General features: G+C 66.9%; 18 protein-coding genes. 14 read left to right on the top strand and 4 right to left on the bottom strand.

Annotated features, from left to right (window positions below; all coding sequences use genetic code 11):
- Positions 1–43: 43 nt before the first annotated feature.
- Entirely contained in the window at positions 44–373 is a 330-nt protein-coding gene (locus BST40_RS29655; RefSeq protein WP_131808251.1) for a hypothetical protein, read from the bottom strand.
- Between the two features lie 446 nt (positions 374–819).
- On the opposite strand from BST40_RS29655, the gene BST40_RS24390 reads away from it, so the two are divergent.
- Positions 820–2,103 (top strand): MFS transporter, encoded by a 1,284-nt coding sequence (locus BST40_RS24390; RefSeq protein ID WP_083155974.1) that lies wholly within the window; start codon positions 820–822, stop codon positions 2,101–2,103.
- Positions 2,104–2,106: 3 nt separating this feature from the next.
- Here the strand turns inward: BST40_RS24390 and dapD are convergent, their stop codons facing one another.
- Positions 2,107–3,096, bottom strand: a complete 990-nt coding sequence (gene dapD / locus BST40_RS24385; protein ID WP_089025298.1) for a 2,3,4,5-tetrahydropyridine-2,6-dicarboxylate N-succinyltransferase — start codon at positions 3,094–3,096, stop codon at positions 2,107–2,109.
- A 55-nt stretch (positions 3,097–3,151) separates the two neighbouring features.
- Here dapD and dapE point away from each other — a divergent pair, with 55 nt between their 5' ends.
- The 5 genes from dapE (at position 3,152) to BST40_RS24360 (ending at position 7,045) form a co-directional block, all read left to right on the top strand.
- Positions 3,152–4,216, top strand: a complete 1,065-nt coding sequence (gene dapE, locus BST40_RS24380) for a succinyl-diaminopimelate desuccinylase (protein ID WP_075545586.1) — start codon at positions 3,152–3,154, stop codon at positions 4,214–4,216.
- 355 nt (positions 4,217–4,571) lie between these two features.
- Positions 4,572–4,883: a PE family protein gene (locus tag BST40_RS24375; protein WP_083155976.1), complete on the top strand. Its 312-nt coding sequence runs from the start codon at positions 4,572–4,574 to the stop codon at positions 4,881–4,883.
- Positions 4,883–6,364, top strand: coding sequence for a PPE family protein (locus BST40_RS24370; protein WP_075545585.1), 1,482 nt, complete (start codon positions 4,883–4,885; stop codon positions 6,362–6,364). The genes BST40_RS24375 and BST40_RS24370 overlap by 1 nt, the downstream gene beginning before the upstream one ends.
- Before the next feature lie 63 nt (positions 6,365–6,427).
- Entirely contained in the window at positions 6,428–6,721 is a 294-nt protein-coding gene (gene esxG, locus BST40_RS24365; RefSeq protein ID WP_075545584.1) for a type VII secretion system protein EsxG, read from the top strand.
- Positions 6,722–6,754: 33 nt separating this feature from the next.
- Positions 6,755–7,045: a WXG100 family type VII secretion target gene (locus tag BST40_RS24360; RefSeq protein ID WP_075545583.1), complete on the top strand. Its 291-nt coding sequence runs from the start codon at positions 6,755–6,757 to the stop codon at positions 7,043–7,045.
- 201 nt (positions 7,046–7,246) lie between these two features.
- Here BST40_RS24360 and BST40_RS31220 read toward each other — a convergent pair whose 3' ends face one another.
- Positions 7,247–9,400: an AAA family ATPase gene (locus BST40_RS31220; protein WP_075545582.1), complete on the bottom strand. Its 2,154-nt coding sequence runs from the start codon at positions 9,398–9,400 to the stop codon at positions 7,247–7,249.
- Positions 9,401–9,501: 101 nt separating this feature from the next.
- Here BST40_RS31220 and BST40_RS24350 point away from each other — a divergent pair, with 101 nt between their 5' ends.
- The 7 genes from BST40_RS24350 (at position 9,502) to BST40_RS24320 (ending at position 15,318) form a co-directional block, all read left to right on the top strand.
- Entirely contained in the window at positions 9,502–10,071 is a 570-nt protein-coding gene (locus BST40_RS24350) for a TIGR00730 family Rossman fold protein (RefSeq protein WP_075545581.1), read from the top strand.
- A 52-nt stretch (positions 10,072–10,123) separates the two neighbouring features.
- Positions 10,124–11,905: a long-chain-acyl-CoA synthetase FadD6 gene (gene fadD6 / locus BST40_RS24345; RefSeq protein WP_075545580.1), complete on the top strand. Its 1,782-nt coding sequence runs from the start codon at positions 10,124–10,126 to the stop codon at positions 11,903–11,905.
- A gap of 87 nt (positions 11,906–11,992) precedes the next feature.
- Positions 11,993–12,889, top strand: coding sequence for a dihydropteroate synthase (folP, locus tag BST40_RS24340; protein ID WP_371687251.1), 897 nt, complete (start codon positions 11,993–11,995; stop codon positions 12,887–12,889).
- Positions 12,886–13,875 carry a glucosyl-3-phosphoglycerate synthase gene (locus BST40_RS24335; protein WP_075545579.1) on the top strand — a complete coding sequence of 330 codons (990 nt, stop codon included), beginning with the start codon at positions 12,886–12,888 and terminating at the stop codon, positions 13,873–13,875. The genes folP and BST40_RS24335 overlap by 4 nt, the downstream gene beginning before the upstream one ends.
- Positions 13,876–13,913: 38 nt before the next feature.
- Positions 13,914–14,285 (top strand): DivIVA domain-containing protein, encoded by a 372-nt coding sequence (locus tag BST40_RS24330; protein ID WP_083155972.1) that lies wholly within the window; start codon positions 13,914–13,916, stop codon positions 14,283–14,285.
- Positions 14,282–14,857, top strand: coding sequence for a DNA-3-methyladenine glycosylase I (locus tag BST40_RS24325; RefSeq protein WP_083155970.1), 576 nt, complete (start codon positions 14,282–14,284; stop codon positions 14,855–14,857). The genes BST40_RS24330 and BST40_RS24325 overlap by 4 nt, the downstream gene beginning before the upstream one ends.
- 293 nt (positions 14,858–15,150) lie before the next feature.
- Positions 15,151–15,318: a DUF3117 domain-containing protein gene (locus tag BST40_RS24320; RefSeq protein ID WP_011211259.1), complete on the top strand. Its 168-nt coding sequence runs from the start codon at positions 15,151–15,153 to the stop codon at positions 15,316–15,318.
- 24 nt (positions 15,319–15,342) lie between these two features.
- Here the strand turns inward: BST40_RS24320 and glgA are convergent, their stop codons facing one another.
- The gene (gene glgA / locus BST40_RS24315) at positions 15,343–16,506 is read right to left on the bottom strand and encodes a glycogen synthase (protein ID WP_075545576.1); all 1,164 of its coding nucleotides are present in this window, start codon (positions 16,504–16,506) and stop codon (positions 15,343–15,345) included.
- A gap of 212 nt (positions 16,507–16,718) precedes the next feature.
- Between glgA and BST40_RS24310 the strand changes: the two genes are divergently transcribed.
- Positions 16,719–17,278: sugar phosphate nucleotidyltransferase (locus tag BST40_RS24310; RefSeq protein WP_158084031.1), on the top strand; the 560-nt coding region annotated here is incomplete at its 3' end.

Here is a 17,278-nt window from a genome sequence, read left to right as displayed (position 1 = left end):
CATCCCCCTCCCCCCGTGTGCCGGGGGCAAAGCAGCGGGTTGATCAGGGGACGAGTGCCCAGAACGGATGGGTGACCGACCAAACCGGGTGGGTCAAGTCATCGGTGTAGTGGTAGATCGGGTGGGTTGGCGGCGGCACCGGGTGCATCGGAGCCATGCCCGGGCGCATCGGACCCGACTCGGGGTTCATCGGCCCCCGGCCCGGGTGCAGCGGGCCCGCGACTGAGTTCATCGGAGCGCCGCCCGGATGCATCGGACCCGCGCCAGGCTGCCCCGGGGCGGCCGACGCTATTGCGGGTCCGGCGAACGTCCCCGCGAGCGAAAGGCCAAGGGCGCAGAGGACACCCGCCGACAAGGTGCGAATGGTTGACATGTCGAACTCCCTTCGGTTCGGTATGAGGCTGTTCGGCTCGAAAAGCCCGCGTTGTCGACGCTGAATGAACCGGGTCTGCTGGCAACCCGTTGCCGTGTCATCGAGCTCACCTCGGCGCCCGGCTGTCATACATGGTTGACAATTTGACGGTAGGCCCACGCGCTCATATTGTCAACTATGGTTGCTTAATGTGATGATCGTCGCACAGCGAACGAGGCTCAGCCTGGGGCACAACGGGTTTCGTCAGGCGCGGTACCGATCCGCGCGCTTGTGACCATCGGCATGCTTCGGTATTGCTCAGCATGTTGGCAGTAAATTCACGGCGTTGGAACGGAATCCGGTCGACATGGTGGCTTATCGTCATCGCCGTGTATGGAACCGCGGAGACGGCCAGCAGCGCAGTGGCCAGCGTCGGGACAGGGGAGCCCCGCCAACTGGCAACGCCGATGGGAAGGGTGGCGCTGGCCTGCGTCGTCGGCTCGGCGGTCGAGTACTACGACTTCTACATCTATGGCACCGCGGCCGCGCTGGTGTTTCCCTCGGTGTTCTACCCCGGTCTCGGCCCTACGATGGCCACCGTCGCCTCGATGGGGACATTCGCCACGGCGTTTCTGTCGCGACCGCTCGGTGCGGCGGTTTTCGGACATTTCGGGGACCGACTGGGCCGTAAGAAGACGCTGGTCGCGACGTTGCTGATCATGGCCGTGGCGACGGTCACCGTCGGCGTTGTTCCTGCGACGGCCACCATCGGGGTGCTGGCCCCACTGATCCTGATACTGCTGCGCCTGCTGCAAGGTTTCGCCGCCGGCGGTGAATGGGCCGGATCGGCGCTGTTGAGTGCCGAGTCGGCGCCCGCGCACAAACGCGGCTATTACGGGATGTTCACCGCGATCGGCGGCGGCATCGCACTGGTGCTCAGCGGCCTCACCTTCTTGGTCGTGAACTACACCGTCGGAGCAGACAGCTCCGCTTTCCTGCATTGGGGCTGGCGTATCCCGTTCGTGCTGAGCGCGGTGCTGGTCGTCATCGCCTTGTTTGTGCGCTTGAAGATCAGCGAGACCCCGGTCTTCGCCACCGAGATGGCCAGGACTGACGCTGGGAAAGCAACCGGTAGCCCCGCTCCGTTAGCGGAAGTCCTGCGCCGGCAGCGCCGTGAACTGGTCCTGGCCGCGGGCTGTGTGCTCGCGGTCTTCGGCGACCTGTATCTGGCCAGCACCTATCTTCCCTCTTACGCGCAAACCCGGCTGGGCTACTCCCGCGACTTCATCCTGCTGGTCGGGGTGCTGGGCGGGCTGACCTGCATCGTGTTGGTGTCGACGACGGCGGCGCTGTGCGACCGGTTCGGGCGCCGGCGCCTCATGCTGATCGGGTGGGCAGCGGGTCTCCCGTGGTCGCTGTTGGCGATGCCGCTGATCGATTCCGGCGATCGCACCTGGTTCGCGGTCGCCATCCTGGGCATATACGCCGTCGCGGCGGCTGGTTTCGGACCTGTCGTCGCACTGATCCCCGAACTGTTCGCCACCCGCTACCGCTACACCGGCACCGCCTTGTCGATCAACCTCGCCGGCATCGCCGGGGGGGCGGCGCCGCCGTTGGTCGCCGGCACCCTGGTGGCCGTCTACGGCAGCTGGGCGGTCGGCGTGATGATGGCCGCCCTGGTGGCGGTCAGCCTGCTTTCCACCTATCTGCTTCCGGAAACGACAGGCATCGCGTTCGGCTCGCCTATTTGAGGGTTAGTTGGCGTGTAGATCCTCGTTGAGTGTGATGCCTTCTCGGTCGCGGGCCACCACCTCGACGGCCCCGGTCACCGAATTGCGGCGGAACATCAGGTTGCTGTGGCCGGAAAGTTCGCGCGCCTTGACCGCGGCGCCGTCCGCCAAGGTGACCTTGGTGCCGGCGGTGAGGTAGAGACCGGCCTCGACGACGCAGTCGTCGCCCAAGGAGATGCCCAGCCCGGCGTTGGCGCCGAGCAGGCAGCGTCGGCCGATCGAAATGACCTCAGTGCCACCGCCGGACAGGGTCCCCATGATCGACGCCCCGCCGCCGATGTCGGAGCCGTCGCCCACTACCACGCCCGCCGAGATGCGGCCCTCGACCATTGAGGCGCCCAGGGTTCCGGCGTTGTAGTTGACGAAGCCCTCGTGCATCACGGTGGTGCCCGGCGCCAGGTGGGCGCCCAGCCGCACCCGGTCGGCGTCGGCGATGCGCACCCCGGTGGGCAGGACGTAGTCGACCATCCTCGGGAACTTGTCGACGCCGTAGACCGTGACCGGTCCGTGGCGGCGCAGCCGCGCCCGCACCGCTTCGAAGCCCTCGATGGCGCATGGTCCGCGATTGGTCCACACCACATTGGTCAACACGCCGAACAAGCCGCTGGCGTTCAGCCCGTGCGGCGCCACCAATCGGTGCGACAGCAGATGGAGTCGAAGGTAGGCGTCGTAAGCGTCGGCGGCGACCTTGTCCAGCGAGCCGATGACGGTGCGGACCGCGACGACTTCGGTGCCGCGGTCGTCGTCGCGGCCGACCAGCGCGACCAGCTCGGGGGGAATGTCGGACAGCGCCAGCCGGGAGGTTCCGCTGCTATCCGATTCCGTCAGCTCCGGTGCGGGGAACCAGGTGTCGAGGACCGATCCGTCGGCGGCGAGGGTCGCCAGGCCGATGCCTGCTGCTCCAGTCACGCCTCGACACGCTACTTGCTGGCGCGAGCAGACACCGAATCGCATCCCGGGCACGTGGGGAGTGCGATTGTGTGTCTGCTCGGCGCTCTAGGCTGGGAGCGTGCTGGACTTGCGCGGGGATCCAATCGCATTGACCGCGGCCCTGGTCGATATCCCCAGCGAGTCTCGCGACGAGGCCCGCATCGCCGACGAGGTGGAGGCCGCGCTGCGGGCCCAGACAACCGGCTTCGAGATCATTCGCAACGGCAACGCCGTACTGGCGCGCACCAGCCGCGACCGGCCGTCACGGGTGCTGTTGGCCGGACACCTCGACACCGTGCCGCCTGCCGGCAACCTGCCCAGCCGGCTCGAGAATGGCGACCTGTATGGTTGCGGCGCCGCAGACATGAAGTCCGGCGACGCGGTTTTCCTCCATGTGGCCGCCACGGTGGCCGATCCGGTGCACGACCTGACACTGGTGTTCTACGACTGCGAGGAAATCGAGGCTGCGGCAAACGGTTTGGGCCGCATCGAAAGCGAGCTGCGGGACTGGTTGTCGGCCGACGTGGCGATCCTCGGCGAGCCGACCGCCGGCTATATCGAGGCCGGCTGCCAGGGCACGCTGCGCGTCGTGATCAGCGCTACCGGAACCCGCGCCCATTCGGCGCGTCCCTGGTTGGGCGACAACGCAATTCACAAACTGGGCGCGGTCCTGGACCGGCTGGCGCGATACCAGGCCCGCAGTGTCGACATCGACGGTTGCATCTACCGCGAGGGATTGTCGGCGGTGCGCGTCGACGGTGGCGTGGCCGGCAACGTGATTCCCGATCGCGCGTCGGTCACGGTGAACTACCGCTTCGCGCCTGACCGGTCGGTGGCCGCGGCCCTGCAACATGTCCACGAGGTGTTCGACGGGCTCGGGGTGCAGATCGAGCAGGCCGACGCTGCGCCGGGTGCCCTACCCGGGCTGTCGGAGCCGGCCGCTAACGCACTGGTCGAAGCCGCCGGTGGGCAGGTCCGGGCGAAGTATGGGTGGACCGATGTGTCGCGCTTTGCGGCGCTGGGCATCCCCGCGGTCAACTACGGTCCCGGTGATCCCAACCTGGCGCACCGGCGCGACGAGCGGGTTCCGGCCGCCCAGATCACGGTGGCCGTCGACATGTTGCGGCGCTACCTGAGCGGCTAGCCGCTGGCTCGATCCCCGGCACGTCCGGCGGCGGGCGATCTCGGGTTAGTGAACCGAGGTTATTAACTGCCCGCCGTCAACGGTCCGAATGGTGCACTGTGCCCACTGCTCGAGTCATCCGCATGGGCGTTTCGCACAACCCGGTGTCGCCGTCGTCCACCAGCCTGAGCGCTCTGCCACAAGCTGGGGGGTGGATCGGGACGGTTTAGCTCTGTCAATCTCGCGTGCAGCTGGTGAACAATTCTTCAGGCGCGGGGCTTGTGCACTCAGTCCTTCAAAAGCGTTTTGCCCCAACGTTTGTGAGCATGCGCGCTCTGGTGCTCAGCGGATTCGTCGATTACTTGAGGAGTTGCGGTTGATGTTGCGAGTGGTTCCTGAGGGTTTAACGGCGGCAAGTGCAGCGGTGGACGCGCTGACGGCTCGGCTGGCTGCTGCGCAGGCTGCCGCGATACCCGCGATCACGGCGGTGGTACCGCCGGCGGCGGACCCGGTGTCGCTGGAGACCGCGGCCGGGTTCAGCGCGGTGGGCGGCGAGCATGTTGCGGTCGCCGCCGAGGGAGTTGAAGAGCTTGGCCGTTCGGGGGTCAGTGTTGCTGAGTCTGGTGTTAGTTACGCGGTTGGTGATGCTGCCGCGGCGGCATCTTACGTCGTTTCGAGTGGTCTGTGATGACGGCTCCGGTCTGGATGGCTTCGCCGCCGGAGGTGCATTCGGCATTGCTGGCCAGCGGGCCGGGGCCGGGCCCATTGTTGGCGGCCGCGACCGCATGGAACTCGCTGGATGCCGAATATAGTTCGGTCGCAGCCGATCTGGCTGCTGAGTTGGCTGCTGTGCAGGCCGGGGCGTGGCAGGGGCCCAGCGCCGAGAGCTATGTGGCTGCACATTTCCCTTATCTGGCGTGGCTGACCCAGGCCAGCGTCGCCAGCCAGAAATCTGCGGCCCAACTCGAACTCGCGGCGGCCGGGTACGTCAGCGCGGTGGCGGCGATGCCGACGTTGGCCGAGTTGCAGGCCAACCACATCCTTCACGGAGTGTTGGTCGCAACCAACTTCTTCGGAATCAACACCATCCCGATCGCCCTTAATGACGCCGACTATGTGCGCATGTGGATCCAGGCTGCCGCGGCAATGGGAACCTATGCGACAGTTTCGGGCGCCGCCCTGGCCGCAGTACCCCACACCGCGCCGCCGCCAGTGGTGGTCAAGGACCCCGGAATCGGACACCTCGGCGATATACCTCCGATTCCTCCGCCGGAACCGCCGTGGTGGCTGGAAATCCTAGCCTGGCTGCAAAAGTTCGCGACCCTGTTAGAAGAAGTGCTGACGACGTTCGTCAACGAATTGTGGATGTGGGTGCAAGAGGCGCTGCTGGTGGCAGCGGAAATACTCGAAACTTTCCTCAGCGAACTCTGGATGTGGGTGCAAGAGGCCCTGCTCGTGTTCCAGGAGATCTTGACGGCGTTTTTTCAGGGGCTGGCAAGCATTCTGGAAGTGGTGGGTGAGGTGCTCTACGTTGGGGCCTTGTTGCTGGGAGAATTCCTTGCTACGGTTCTGGGGGTATTGGCCGAGGCCATTGTGGTGGCGGCACAAGCGATAGCGGAAGCTATCATCACGCTATTGGCCCTCTATCCGGAAATTATTGCGGTCGCCCTGATCGCCGCGGGAATTGTTATTCCGCTCGGTGCCGGCGGTGCAGTGCTGGCAGGAGTTGGCGCCGCTATCGCGGTACCGCTCGCGACCGGCTTGGGAATCGGGATCCCTGCGTATGTCAATTCCATCGATCGGCTGAGCGATGACACTTCCGAGACCGTCGATGGCCCGGCTGCGCCGGATTACGGCGAAATCGTGCCAGCTGACAAGACCGAGGTGTTTACACCCAATAAGGGTGAGTTCGTGACGCCCGCCGATGGGCAGGGGGTTACCCTCAACAACGGTGAGCTTTTCACGCCCAACAAGGGTGAGCCGTTCCCGCCCGACCTCGGGATTTCGGATAGCGGAGCTGGACCGATGGGGTTCGCCGGCACCGCTCCCGCGTCGGCGGCTCCTCGTGCGTCAGGGTTGGCCACCATGGGTGGTGAATTCGGTGATAGCGCCGGGATGCCAATGGTGCCGGCGACCTGGGACATGAATTTAGCAGTGGCGGCGGCGTGAGGATCTGTCTCGGCCCGGCGATCTAATGGCGAAGTATGCAGGAACCGAATCGAAAGGAAATGTATGAGTTTGTTGGACGCCCATATTCCGCAGTTGGTATCGTCGCAGTCGGCATTTGCGGCGAAGGCGGGTTTGATGCGGCACACGATTAGCCAAGCTGAGCAGTCGGCGATGTCGGCACAGGCATTTCACCAGGGTGAATCCGCGCTGGCATTTCAAGGCGCTCATGCCCGCTATATGGAGGCGGCCAGTAGGGTCAATACGTTGCTCGATATTGCACAGGCTAATTTGAGCGACGCCGCGGGCACATATGTCGCCGCCGATGCGGCTGCCGCATCGACGTACACCGGTGCCTGAGTCGACCACTAGTAGCTTGAGAAGGGATTTGTGATGTCACAAATTTTGTACAATTACCCGGCGATGATGGCTCATGCCGGTGATATGTCGGGATATGCGGGAACGCTGCAGAGTATGGGTGCTGATATCGCCGGCGAGCAGGCCGCGCTGTCGAATGCCTGGCAGGGTGATACCGGCGTGACCTACCAGGCGTGGCAGGCGCGGTGGAACCAGGCTCTGGAGGATCTGGTGCGCTCGTATCAGTCCATGGCAAGTACCCACGAATCCAACACGATGGCGATGATGGCCCGGGACCAGGCTGAAGCCGCAAAATGGGGCGGCTAACTCGGCGCCCCTTCCATCGGTGGCGTTCGCCCGTCGCGGGTTGGTCGGTCGGCCGAAGTGGTGCCGAAGTCGGCGCTTACCGCCTGGTTTCACGAAATTGCGGACTGTACCCCAGTTCTCACCACGCGAGCCGTTAGTCACCCGCTGGCGCGGTGCGCCAGCGGGTGACTAACTGGAGCCGACGCCGCTCGGGGCCGAGAGTCACACCGAGCCCGACTGGCTCGCCACCGCGGCTGCTGCTGCGTCGGAAGCCGCGGCGGCCATCCCGATCGCGGCGAGCTCTTCGGCCACCGCGGTCAGCGCGGCGGCGTCGCCATCGGCGAGCGCGCGGGCCTGTTTGGCCACGAGATCGCCTACCGGGCAGTTGATTTCGGCGGCCAGTCGGGTCACCGGGACTACCGCCCGGATATCGCCGAGGCGAACCGCATCATGCCAGGCCCGAAGTGCCACCGTCGACTGCCCGCCACGCTCGGCGGTCCGGGCCGCCTCGCGGGCATCGGCGATGGCGCCGGCCTTGTCCCGGGCGGCCGCTTTGGTCCACGCGCGGGCCAGCATGAGTTCGGGTGCGAACAACGCTGATTTGGTACCGTGTCGGGTTTCGGCGCGCCGCAGCGCTTTCGCGGACTCGGCGATGCGGCCCTGCTGCGCGATGGCGGTGGCCAGTAGCATCAGCGACAGCGGACCCCAGGAATAGCCGCTGCGTTCCAGTGCGGCGGCAGCGGGCTCCAATAGCGATGCCGCAGCACCGAATTCGCCCTTGGTGAGCAGCACGTGTCCCAGCAGCACCTCACCGATGGCCCGACCGGGCTGCTGCAGCTCGGCAAAGTCGGTGAATTGCTGGGCCAGCGCCTGAGCGCGGGCGATATCACCCGCCATCAGTAGCGAGGTGATCTGAGCCAGGCCCACGGTGAACCGCAGCAGCCCGGGATGCTCGGCGGCCGACGCCCGTTGGGCCAGTGGCTCGACGTCGCGGAAGCGACCCATCCGAGCCGAGGACAGCGCGGCCGCGCTGGCCGCCCAGGCCACGGCCGTGTCGCCGGGGGACGGTTGGGACAACACCTTGCCGGCCAGCGTGATGGCCCGCGGCAGGTTGCCGGCGTTCATGGCGAATGTCGCCGTCAACGCGTCCAGCTCGGCCTGCGCGGTGGGCTCGGTGATCCGGTTTCGGGTCGTCTGCAGGAACGCCGTGGCCCGCTCCGGCTCGCCGAGCATCCAGAACTGGTTGGCCGCCCGCGGTACCGCCCACGCCCTCAGCTCCGCCTCGGACAGGCCGTCAGGATCCACTGCCGCCAGCACCGCGGCGGCTTCCCGGCCCCGTCCCTGCCAGCTCAGCGCCTGGGCTAGCACCAGTCGCGCGTCGAGGCCGGCCTGCCGATCCAGCGCCGCTCGGGCCAACCGCTCGGCAAGCCGCACGTCGCCCAGTCGCAGCGCCTGCTGCGCGGCGTCGACGACCTCGGTCACCGGCTGCGCGGCTTCGCTGTCCAGTGCGAGCGACGCCAGCCGCAGCCGGTCGCTGAGGTGTTCGGTCGGACGCCGCGATAGCAGCGCGACTATGTCGGTTCGGAGTCGTCGCGCCCCGTCGTGGCCCAGCGCCGCACGCGCGCGTTCGGCGAACAGCGGGTGCGCCGTGTAGACAACCGGGTCCTCGGCGTGTCCGCCGAGTACCCGGGTTTCCACCGCTCCCAGCTCCTCCGCTTGCTGCACGGCGCCGTCACCGGCGAGGTAGGTCAAGGCCGCGAGCGACAAGGGTTCCGCGATGGCGAGGTAATCCAGCACCGACCGCGCCGCGGCGGGCAGTTCGGCGATGAATTCGTCGACCTCGGCCGGTTCGGTCGCTCCGCCCGGCGGCTCGATGTCGATCCGGTCCAGCAAACCGTCGGTCCACAGCGCAGTGATGGCCTCGGGCGCGGCGGTGACACCCGCGCCGCGGGCGGTGACGATCATCCGGGCGGTGCCGGTCAGCGCCAACTGGTACACCAGGGTGGTCGACAGGATGTCCAGGTTGTGGGCGTCGTCGACGATGAGCAGCAAATTGCGTTGCTGATCGTCGCCGCTCAGCGATCCCCGGGCGGCCCGCAGTAAGGCGGCCGGCTTGCCGAGCTCGGCGATGTTCACCAGATGGCCGAAGGCGCCGAACGGCACCCCGCGTTCGGTCGGGGTGCCGATGACCCAGCGGATGAGGGTGGTCGGGTGCCGGCGGCAGAATTCTTCGGCAGCTAACCGGGCCAAGGTGGATTTGCCGACGCCATCGGGTCCGAGCACGACGGCCCCCCCGGTAGCCGATGCGTCACCCAGGGAAACGTCCAGCCGCTCCAGCGCGGCCGCATGTTGCGGGACGTTCCATCGAATGGGCACCGCTGGAATCTTATGGCGCTCGATATGAACTGGCGCAATGGTGGCCCAATTCTGGCTGCGTTCCGCCGCCCCCGAGCCGGCGTTGGTCTACGTTTCGGTATATGTGCCCAAGACTCGACTCAACCGAACGCGAGTGGGCGGTATGTGTCTACTGCGCGGCCGGACCGACGCACCCGGAATTGCTCGAACTCGCCGCGGAGCTCGGAGAGGCGATCGCCGACTCCGGCTGGACCCTGGTCTGGGGCGGCGGCAACCTTTCGGCCATGGGCGCTGTCGCCGGGGCGGCGCACGCGCGGGGCGGCCGGACCGTCGGCGTGATTCCCAAGTTGCTGATCCGCCGCGAACTGTCCGACGCTGACGCGGCCAACGAGCTGATCGTCACCGACACCATGCGGGAACGTAAGCACATCATGGAGGAACGCGCCGATGGATTCATCGTGCTCCCGGGTGGCTTAGGGACGTTGGATGAGCTTCTCGATGCCTGGACTACCGGCTATCTGGGTATGCACCGCAAACCGATCGTGATCCTCGACCCGTGGGGACACTACGACGGTCTGCTGGCGTGGCTGGCCGGATTGGTCGACACCGGTTACATCGCGCAGGTAGCAATGGAGCGGCTGATGGTGGTCGATAAGGTGGGCGCGGCGCTGGAGTTGTGCGCACCCGTATGACCGGGCATGGGCGTCGCGCCGGTCATTTCTCAGAAGCGAATCGAGGGAGAACGTGTCCGATCACCAGGGTGGCGCGCGCGCACGGGTCAAGCTCACCGACGTCGCAGCCCGGGTGCCCGGAGTGCTGGCCGACACCCCGTCGATCGTGCGGGGGGCGGTGACCGGTTTGCTGGCCCGGCCGACGTCCAAGGCATCGATCGGGAGCGTTTTCCAGGATCGGGCCGCCCGCTTCGGGGAGCGGGTCTTCGTGAAGTTCGGCGAACAGCAGTTGACCTATCGCGAGGCCAACGCGATCGCCAACCGGTACGCCGCGGTGCTGGCCGCCCGAGGCGTCGGGCCCGGCGACGTGGTCGGGATCATGCTGCGCAACTCGCCCAACACGGTGCTGGCGATGCTGGCCGTCGTCAAGTGTGGCGCCGTCGCCGGCATGCTCAACTACCATCAGCGCGGCGAGGTGCTCGCCCACAGCCTGGGCTTGTTGGACGCCAAGCTGTTGCTCGCCGAGTCGGACCTGGTCAGCGCCGTCAGCGAAAGCGGCGGCCCCGCCGGCGAGGTGGTGACCGTCGACGACCTGGAGCGCTTCGCCGCCACCGCGCCCGCCCACAACCCGGCTTCGGCAGCGGCGGTGCGAGCCAAGGACACGGCGTTCTACATTTTCACCTCGGGCACCACCGGCTTCCCCAAAGCCAGCGTGATGACTCACCACCGGTGGTTGCGGGCGCTGGCGGTGTTCGGCGGCATGGGGCTGCGGCTGAAGAGTTCCGACACGCTGTACAGCTGTCTGCCGCTGTACCACAACAACGCGCTGACGGTGGCGGTGTCGTCGGTGATCAATTCCGGGGCGACGTTGGCGCTGGGCGCATCGTTTTCGGCATCGCGGTTCTGGGACGAGGTGATCGCCAGCGGCGCCACCTCGTTCATCTACATCGGCGAGATCTGCCGTTATCTGCTCAACCAGCCGGCCAAATCGACCGACCGCGCGCACCGGGTGCGCGTGATCACCGGCAACGGCCTGCGGCCGGAGATCTGGGACGAGTTCACCGAGCGGTTCGGCATTGGCCGCGTCTGCGAGTTCTACGCTGCCAGCGAGGGGAACTCCGCTTTCATCAACATCTTCAACGTGCCCCGGACCACCGGTGTTTCGCCGATGCCGCTGGCCTATGTGGAATACGACCCGGACACCGGAGCCCCGCTGCGCGACGAGAGCGGCCGGGTACGCCGGGTGCCTCCCGGCGAGCCGGGCCTGTTGCTCAGCCCGGTCAACCGACTGCAGCCTTTCGACGGCTACACCGACCCGGCGGCCAGCGAAAAGAAGTTGGTGCGCAACGCTTTTCGTGACGGCGACTGCTGGTTCAACACCGGCGACGTGATGAGTCCGCAGGGCATGGGGCACGCGGCGTTCGTCGACCGGCTCGGCGACACCTTCCGGTGGAAGGGCGAAAATGTTGCCACCACGCAGGTGGAAGCGGCGCTGTCGGCCGACCCCGCGGTCGAGGAGTGCACGGTCTACGGCGTGGAGGTGCCCAACACCGGCGGCCGCGCCGGCATGGCCGCGATCAAGCTGCGCGACGGTGCCGAGTTCGACGGGCAGTCGCTGGCCCGGGCCGTCTATGGTCAGCTGCCGGGTTATGCCCTGCCGCTGTTCGTGCGGGTGGTCGAGTCGATGGCACACACCACGACCTTCAAGAGCCGCAAAGTGGAACTGCGCCAGCAGGCCTACGGCGCCGACGTGGACGACCCGCTGTACGTACTTGCCGGCCGCGCCGAGGGATATGTGCCGTACTACGCCGAGTACCCCGACGAAGTGGCGGCCGGCAAACGCCCCCGGGCGTAGCGGCGCTCGTCGAGCCTGCGTTGACGGCGTCGAAACTGCCCACAGTGCGCTTGCCAGCGCCGTCGAGTAGCGCTGAGCGCAGGCTCGATGGTCGGGCACTATGTAGACGTGCAGTCAACGCTGTGCGGCCGCCCAGTTGCCGCGGATCGTCCGCTGATCATGGCGATCGTCAACCGCACCCCGGATTCGTTCTACGACAAGGGTGCGACCTTCAGCGACGGAGCCGCCAGAGAAGCCGCCCACCGGGCCATCGAGGAGGGGGCCGACGTCATCGATGTCGGTGGCGTCAAAGCCGGTCCCGGACGAGACGTCGACGCCGACACCGAGATCGCCCGGCTGCTGCCCTTCGTCGAGTGGCTGCGTGACGCGTACCCGAACCAGCTGATCAGTGTCGACACCTGGCGCTCGGAGGTGGCCCGGCTGGCCTGTGCGGCCGGCGCCGATCTGATCAACGACACCTGGGGGGGTGTAGACCCCGCGATATCCGAGGTGGCAGCCGAATTCGGCGCGGGCCTGGTGTGTGCCCATACCGGGGGAGCGCTGCCGCGCACCCGTCCGTTCCGGGTGAGTTACGGTACGAGCGCCCGCGGTGTCGTGGACGACGTCATTCGTGAGGTCACCGCCGCGGCCGAGCGAGCGGTCGCAGCGGGAGTAGCCCGCGATCGGGTGCTGATCGACCCGGCACACGACTTCGGGAAGAACACCTTCCACGGGCTGATGCTGTTGCGCCACGTGGACGATCTTGTTAAGACCGGGTGGCCGGTGCTCATGGCTTTGAGCAACAAGGACTTTATCGGGGAGACTCTGGGGGTGGACGTGACCCAACGCCTCGAGGGAACGCTGGCAGCCACCGCGTTGGCAGCGGCTGCCGGAGCGCGCATGTTTCGGGTGCACCAGGTCGCGGCCACCAGGCGGGTGCTGGAGATGGTGGCCTCCATCCAGGGGACGCGACCTCCGATGCGGACGGTGAGGGGACTCGCATGACGGCATCGGAATTGGTGGCAGGCGACCTCACTCATGACGCGGTCCTGGCGGCGAAACCCGGTGACACCTGGTTGTCGGACCGCAGCTGGAACCGTCCCCGCTGGACGATCGGCGAACTGGTGGCGGCCAAGGCGGGGCGGACGATCTCGGTGGTGCTGCCGGCGCTCAACGAGGAAGAAACCATCGAGTCGGTGATCGACAGCATCTCACCGCTGGTCCACGGCTCGTCAGGCCTGGTCGACGAACTGATCGTGCTGGATTCCGGCTCCACCGACGACACCGAGATCCGTGCCATCGCCGCTGGCGCCCGCGTCGTCAGCCGCGAACAGGCGCTGCCCGAGGTTCCGACGCGCCCGGGCAAGGGGGAGGCGCTGTGGCGCTCGCTGGCCGCCACCAGGGGCGACATCGTGGTGTTCGTCGACTCCGACCTGGTCAACCCGCACCCGATGTTCGTTCCGTGGCTGGTCGGCCCGCTGCTCACCCGCGACGGTATTCACCTGGTCAAAAGCTTTTACCGGCGTCCGCTCACCGTCAGCGATGCCGGCGGCAGTGCGGGAGCCACCGGTGGCGGTCGGGTCACCGAGCTGGTGGCGCGACCGCTGTTGGCGGCGCTGCGGCCCGAGCTGGGCGGCGTGCTGCAGCCGCTGGGCGGCGAGTACGCGGCCAGCCGGGAGCTGTTGACGTCCTTGCCGTTCGCCCCCGGCTACGGCGTGGAGATCGGTCTGTTGGTCGACACTTTCGACCGGCTGGGCCTGGACGCGATCGCACAGGTCAACCTTGGCGTGCGGGCCCACCGCAACCGGCCGCTGGCCGAGCTGGGCGCGATGAGCCGCCAGGTCATCGCTACCTTGCTGTCTCGGTGCGGAATCCCCGATTCCGGGGTTGGGTTGACCCAGTTCTTCGCCGTCGGCGACGGCTATACCGAGCACACCTGGCCGGTCTCGCTGGCCGACCGGCCGCCGATGAAAGTGCTGAGACCCCGCTGAACTCTGGATTGTCGGCCGCTTAGGGCAAGATCGACGACGTGGCATTGGTATTGCTGTACCTGGTGGTGCTGGTCCTGGTGGCAGTCGTGTTGTTCGGCGCGGCAAGCCTGCTGTTCGGGCGCGGCGAGCAGTTGCCGCCGCTGCCGCGGGCGACGACGGCGACGGTGCTGCCCGCGTCCGGCATCACCGCGGCCGACGTCGAGGCGGTCAAGTTCACGCAGGTGCTGCGCGGCTACAAGACCAGCGAGGTCGACTGGGTGCTGGACCGGCTCGGCCGCGAGTTGGATGCGTTGCGCGGCCAGCTGGCGGCCGTCCACGGATCGGCCGACGGTGCAGCCGAGGCCCGGCTGCCGAGCGCCGAGGCAGCTGACGTGGACGCCGTCGCGTACGACCGTCCCAACCCGACGTGAGCGACGACGGCGTGGTGCGTTGCGGCTGGGCGGTGGTTCGCGCCGGGCCGGACGCCGAGCTTTACCGCAACTACCACGACCAGGAGTGGGGTCGCCCCCTGTACGGCGGGGCGGCATTGTTCGAGCGGATGAGCTTGGAGGCCTTCCAAAGCGGCCTGTCGTGGTTGACCATCTTGAGGAAACGGGAGAACTTTCGGCGCGCGTTTTCCGGGTTCGACATCGAGGTGGTCGCCGGCTACGCCGACACGGATGTGCAGCGATTGCTGGCAGACGCGGCGATTGTGCGCAACCGCGCCAAGATCGAGGCGACGATCGCCAACGCGCGGGCTGCTGCCGAGCTCGGGTCAGCGCAGGGCCTGTCGGACCTGCTGTGGTCGTTCGCCCCGCCGCCCAAGCGGCGGCCGGCAACCCTATCCGAAATCCCTTCAGCCACTGCGGAATCCACGGCCATGGCGCGCGAACTGAAACGGCGTGGGTTTCGCTTCGTTGGGCCCACCACGGCCTACGCGCTGATGCAGGCCACCGGGATGGTGGACGATCACGTCCGCACGTGCTGGGTGCCTCCCCGGTGAGTGCGGCGCGCCGCCGGGCGATTGTGGGCGGCAAAAGTCCTCGTCTCAGAGGTGTTGCAGGCATCCGCTGAGCCCGGGCGGGCAAAATCCCGCCGGGGACCGGCAAGCGGGTTTGACAGCCCTGCGCGGCCACAGAACCGGGTCTTGTGCACCTGGTGAACCGGAATAGGGAACAATGGAGTGGTGATTTGGCAGTTCAATGTCGGGTACGGCTGGGAATCCACTTACGGGGCATGCTCGGCGCCGACCAGGTCCGCGAGCGCGGGCCAGCTCGAATCTGGAGGGAGCACTCGATGGCGGCGATGAAGCCCCGGACCGGCGACGGTCCTCTGGAAGCAACCAAAGAGGGGCGCGGCATCGTGATGCGGGTACCACTCGAGGGTGGCGGCCGTCTCGTCGTGGAGCTGACACCCGACGAGGCCGCGGCACTCGGTGACGAACTAAAGAGCGTTACCAGCTGAATCAGCTCCGGGGCGGGTGGTGCGTCACTGGCAGACCTTCCGGTAGATGTCCAGCGTCTGCCCGGCGATGTGCGCCCAGGAGAACTCTTCGATGCAGCGCTGACGTCCGGCCTGTCCGTAACCCTTCGCTGTGGCAGGGTCGGCGACGAGCGCATTGACCGCTTCGGCCAACCTTGCTTCATAACCGCCCGGGTCATCGGGGTTGTAATGCACCAGGGACCCGGTGACCCCGTCGGCGACCACCTCAGGCACTCCTCCAACGTCGGAGGCCACTACCGCGGTTGCGCAGGCCATTGCCTCCAGGTTGACGATACCCAACGGCTCGTACACCGAAGCGCATACGAAAACCATTGCAGCAGAGAGTATTTCGCGTAGTTTCCCGATCGGGAGGATGTCGCGCACCCAGAACACGCCGGTGCGGGTACGGGCTAGTTGGGCCACCGCGGACCGCACCTCATCGGCGATCCCGGGGGTGTCGGGAGCCCCTGCACACAGCACCAGCTGAATATCTGGGCTGAACTGGTGGGCCGCCGCCAGCAAATGCGGAACGCCTTTTTGCCGGGTGATCCGGCCGACGAACGCCACAATCGGCCGGTTTGGATCGACTCCGAGTTCTGCCAGTACCGACCCGGTGCGCACCGGTCCGGCCGGGTACCACACGTCGGTGTCGATCCCGTTGCGGATCACATGCACCACACCCGGGTCCAGCGTCGGATAGATGCGCAGTAGGTCGTCGCGCATACCGGCGCTGACGGCGATCACGGCGTCTGCGGCGAGCACCGCGGTGTTCTCCACCCATGACGAGACCTGGTAGCCGCCGCCTAGCTGCTCGGCCTTCCACGGCCGCATCGGCTCGAGCGAGTGTGCGGTCAACACATGCGGGATGTCGTAAAGCAGCGCGGCCAAATGGCCCGCCAGACCGGTGTACCAGGTATGTGAATGCACGACGGTGGCCGCACTCGCGGCGTTGGCCATCACCAGGTCCGCGGACAGGGTCGACAGTGCGGCGTTGGCGTTGCGCAGCCGCGGGTCGGGCTGATGTGTAATGGCTCCCGGGCGAGGTGCGCCCATGCAATGCACGTCGACTGCACACAAACGCCGCAGTTGGGATACCAGTTCGGTGACATGTACCCCGGCGCCGCCGTAGACCTCCGGTGGGTATTCCCGAGTCATCATCGCTACCCGCATACGCAGCACCGTAGTTCGGCGACGAGGCGGCCCGCATTGCGGGCAGCTGAGGAGCCGGACGGATGGGTGGTGTCGGCGACGAGGCGGCCCGCATTGCGGGCAGCTGAGGAGCCGGACGGACCCGCCAATTATCTTGGCCAGCAGCCCGTCACAACGGCGGCTAGACGGGATGCCCCTGGCAGCGGTTCGCAGGTGCCGATAGGTTTGAGGCCATGAGGGAAGCGCCACACGTGCTGGGCGTCGTTTTGGCCGGCGGTGAGGGCAAGCGGCTTTACCCGTTGACGGCGGACCGGGCCAAACCCGCGGTTCCCTTCGGGGGCGCTTACCGGTTGATCGATTTCGTGCTTTCCAATCTCGTCAATGCGCGATACCTGAGGATCTGCGTTCTCACCCAATACAAGTCACATTCGCTGGACCGTCACATTTCGCAGAACTGGCGGTTGTCGGGTTTGGCCGGTGAGTACATCACCCCGGTGCCGGCGCAGCAGCGTCTGGGTCCGCGCTGGTACACCGGCTCCGCCGACGCGATCTACCAGTCGCTCAATCTCATCTACGACGAAGATCCCGACTACTTGGTGGTTTTCGGGGCCGATCACGTGTACCGGATGGATCCGGAACAGATGGTCCGGTTCCACATCGACAGCGGTGCCGGCGCTACGGTGGCCGGCATCCGGGTCCCGCGTTCCGGTGCCAGCGCGTTCGGCTGCATTGACGCCGATGACTCCGGATGCATCCGCAGCTTCCTCGAGAAGCCGTTGGACCCCCCCGCCAC

It is taken from the genome of Mycobacterium persicum, from assembly GCF_002086675.1.
GTDB classification, from domain to species: domain Bacteria; phylum Actinomycetota; class Actinomycetes; order Mycobacteriales; family Mycobacteriaceae; genus Mycobacterium; species Mycobacterium persicum.
Note: the sequence above shows the minus strand (reverse complement) of the source record. Positions and strands in the feature narration are given on the sequence as shown.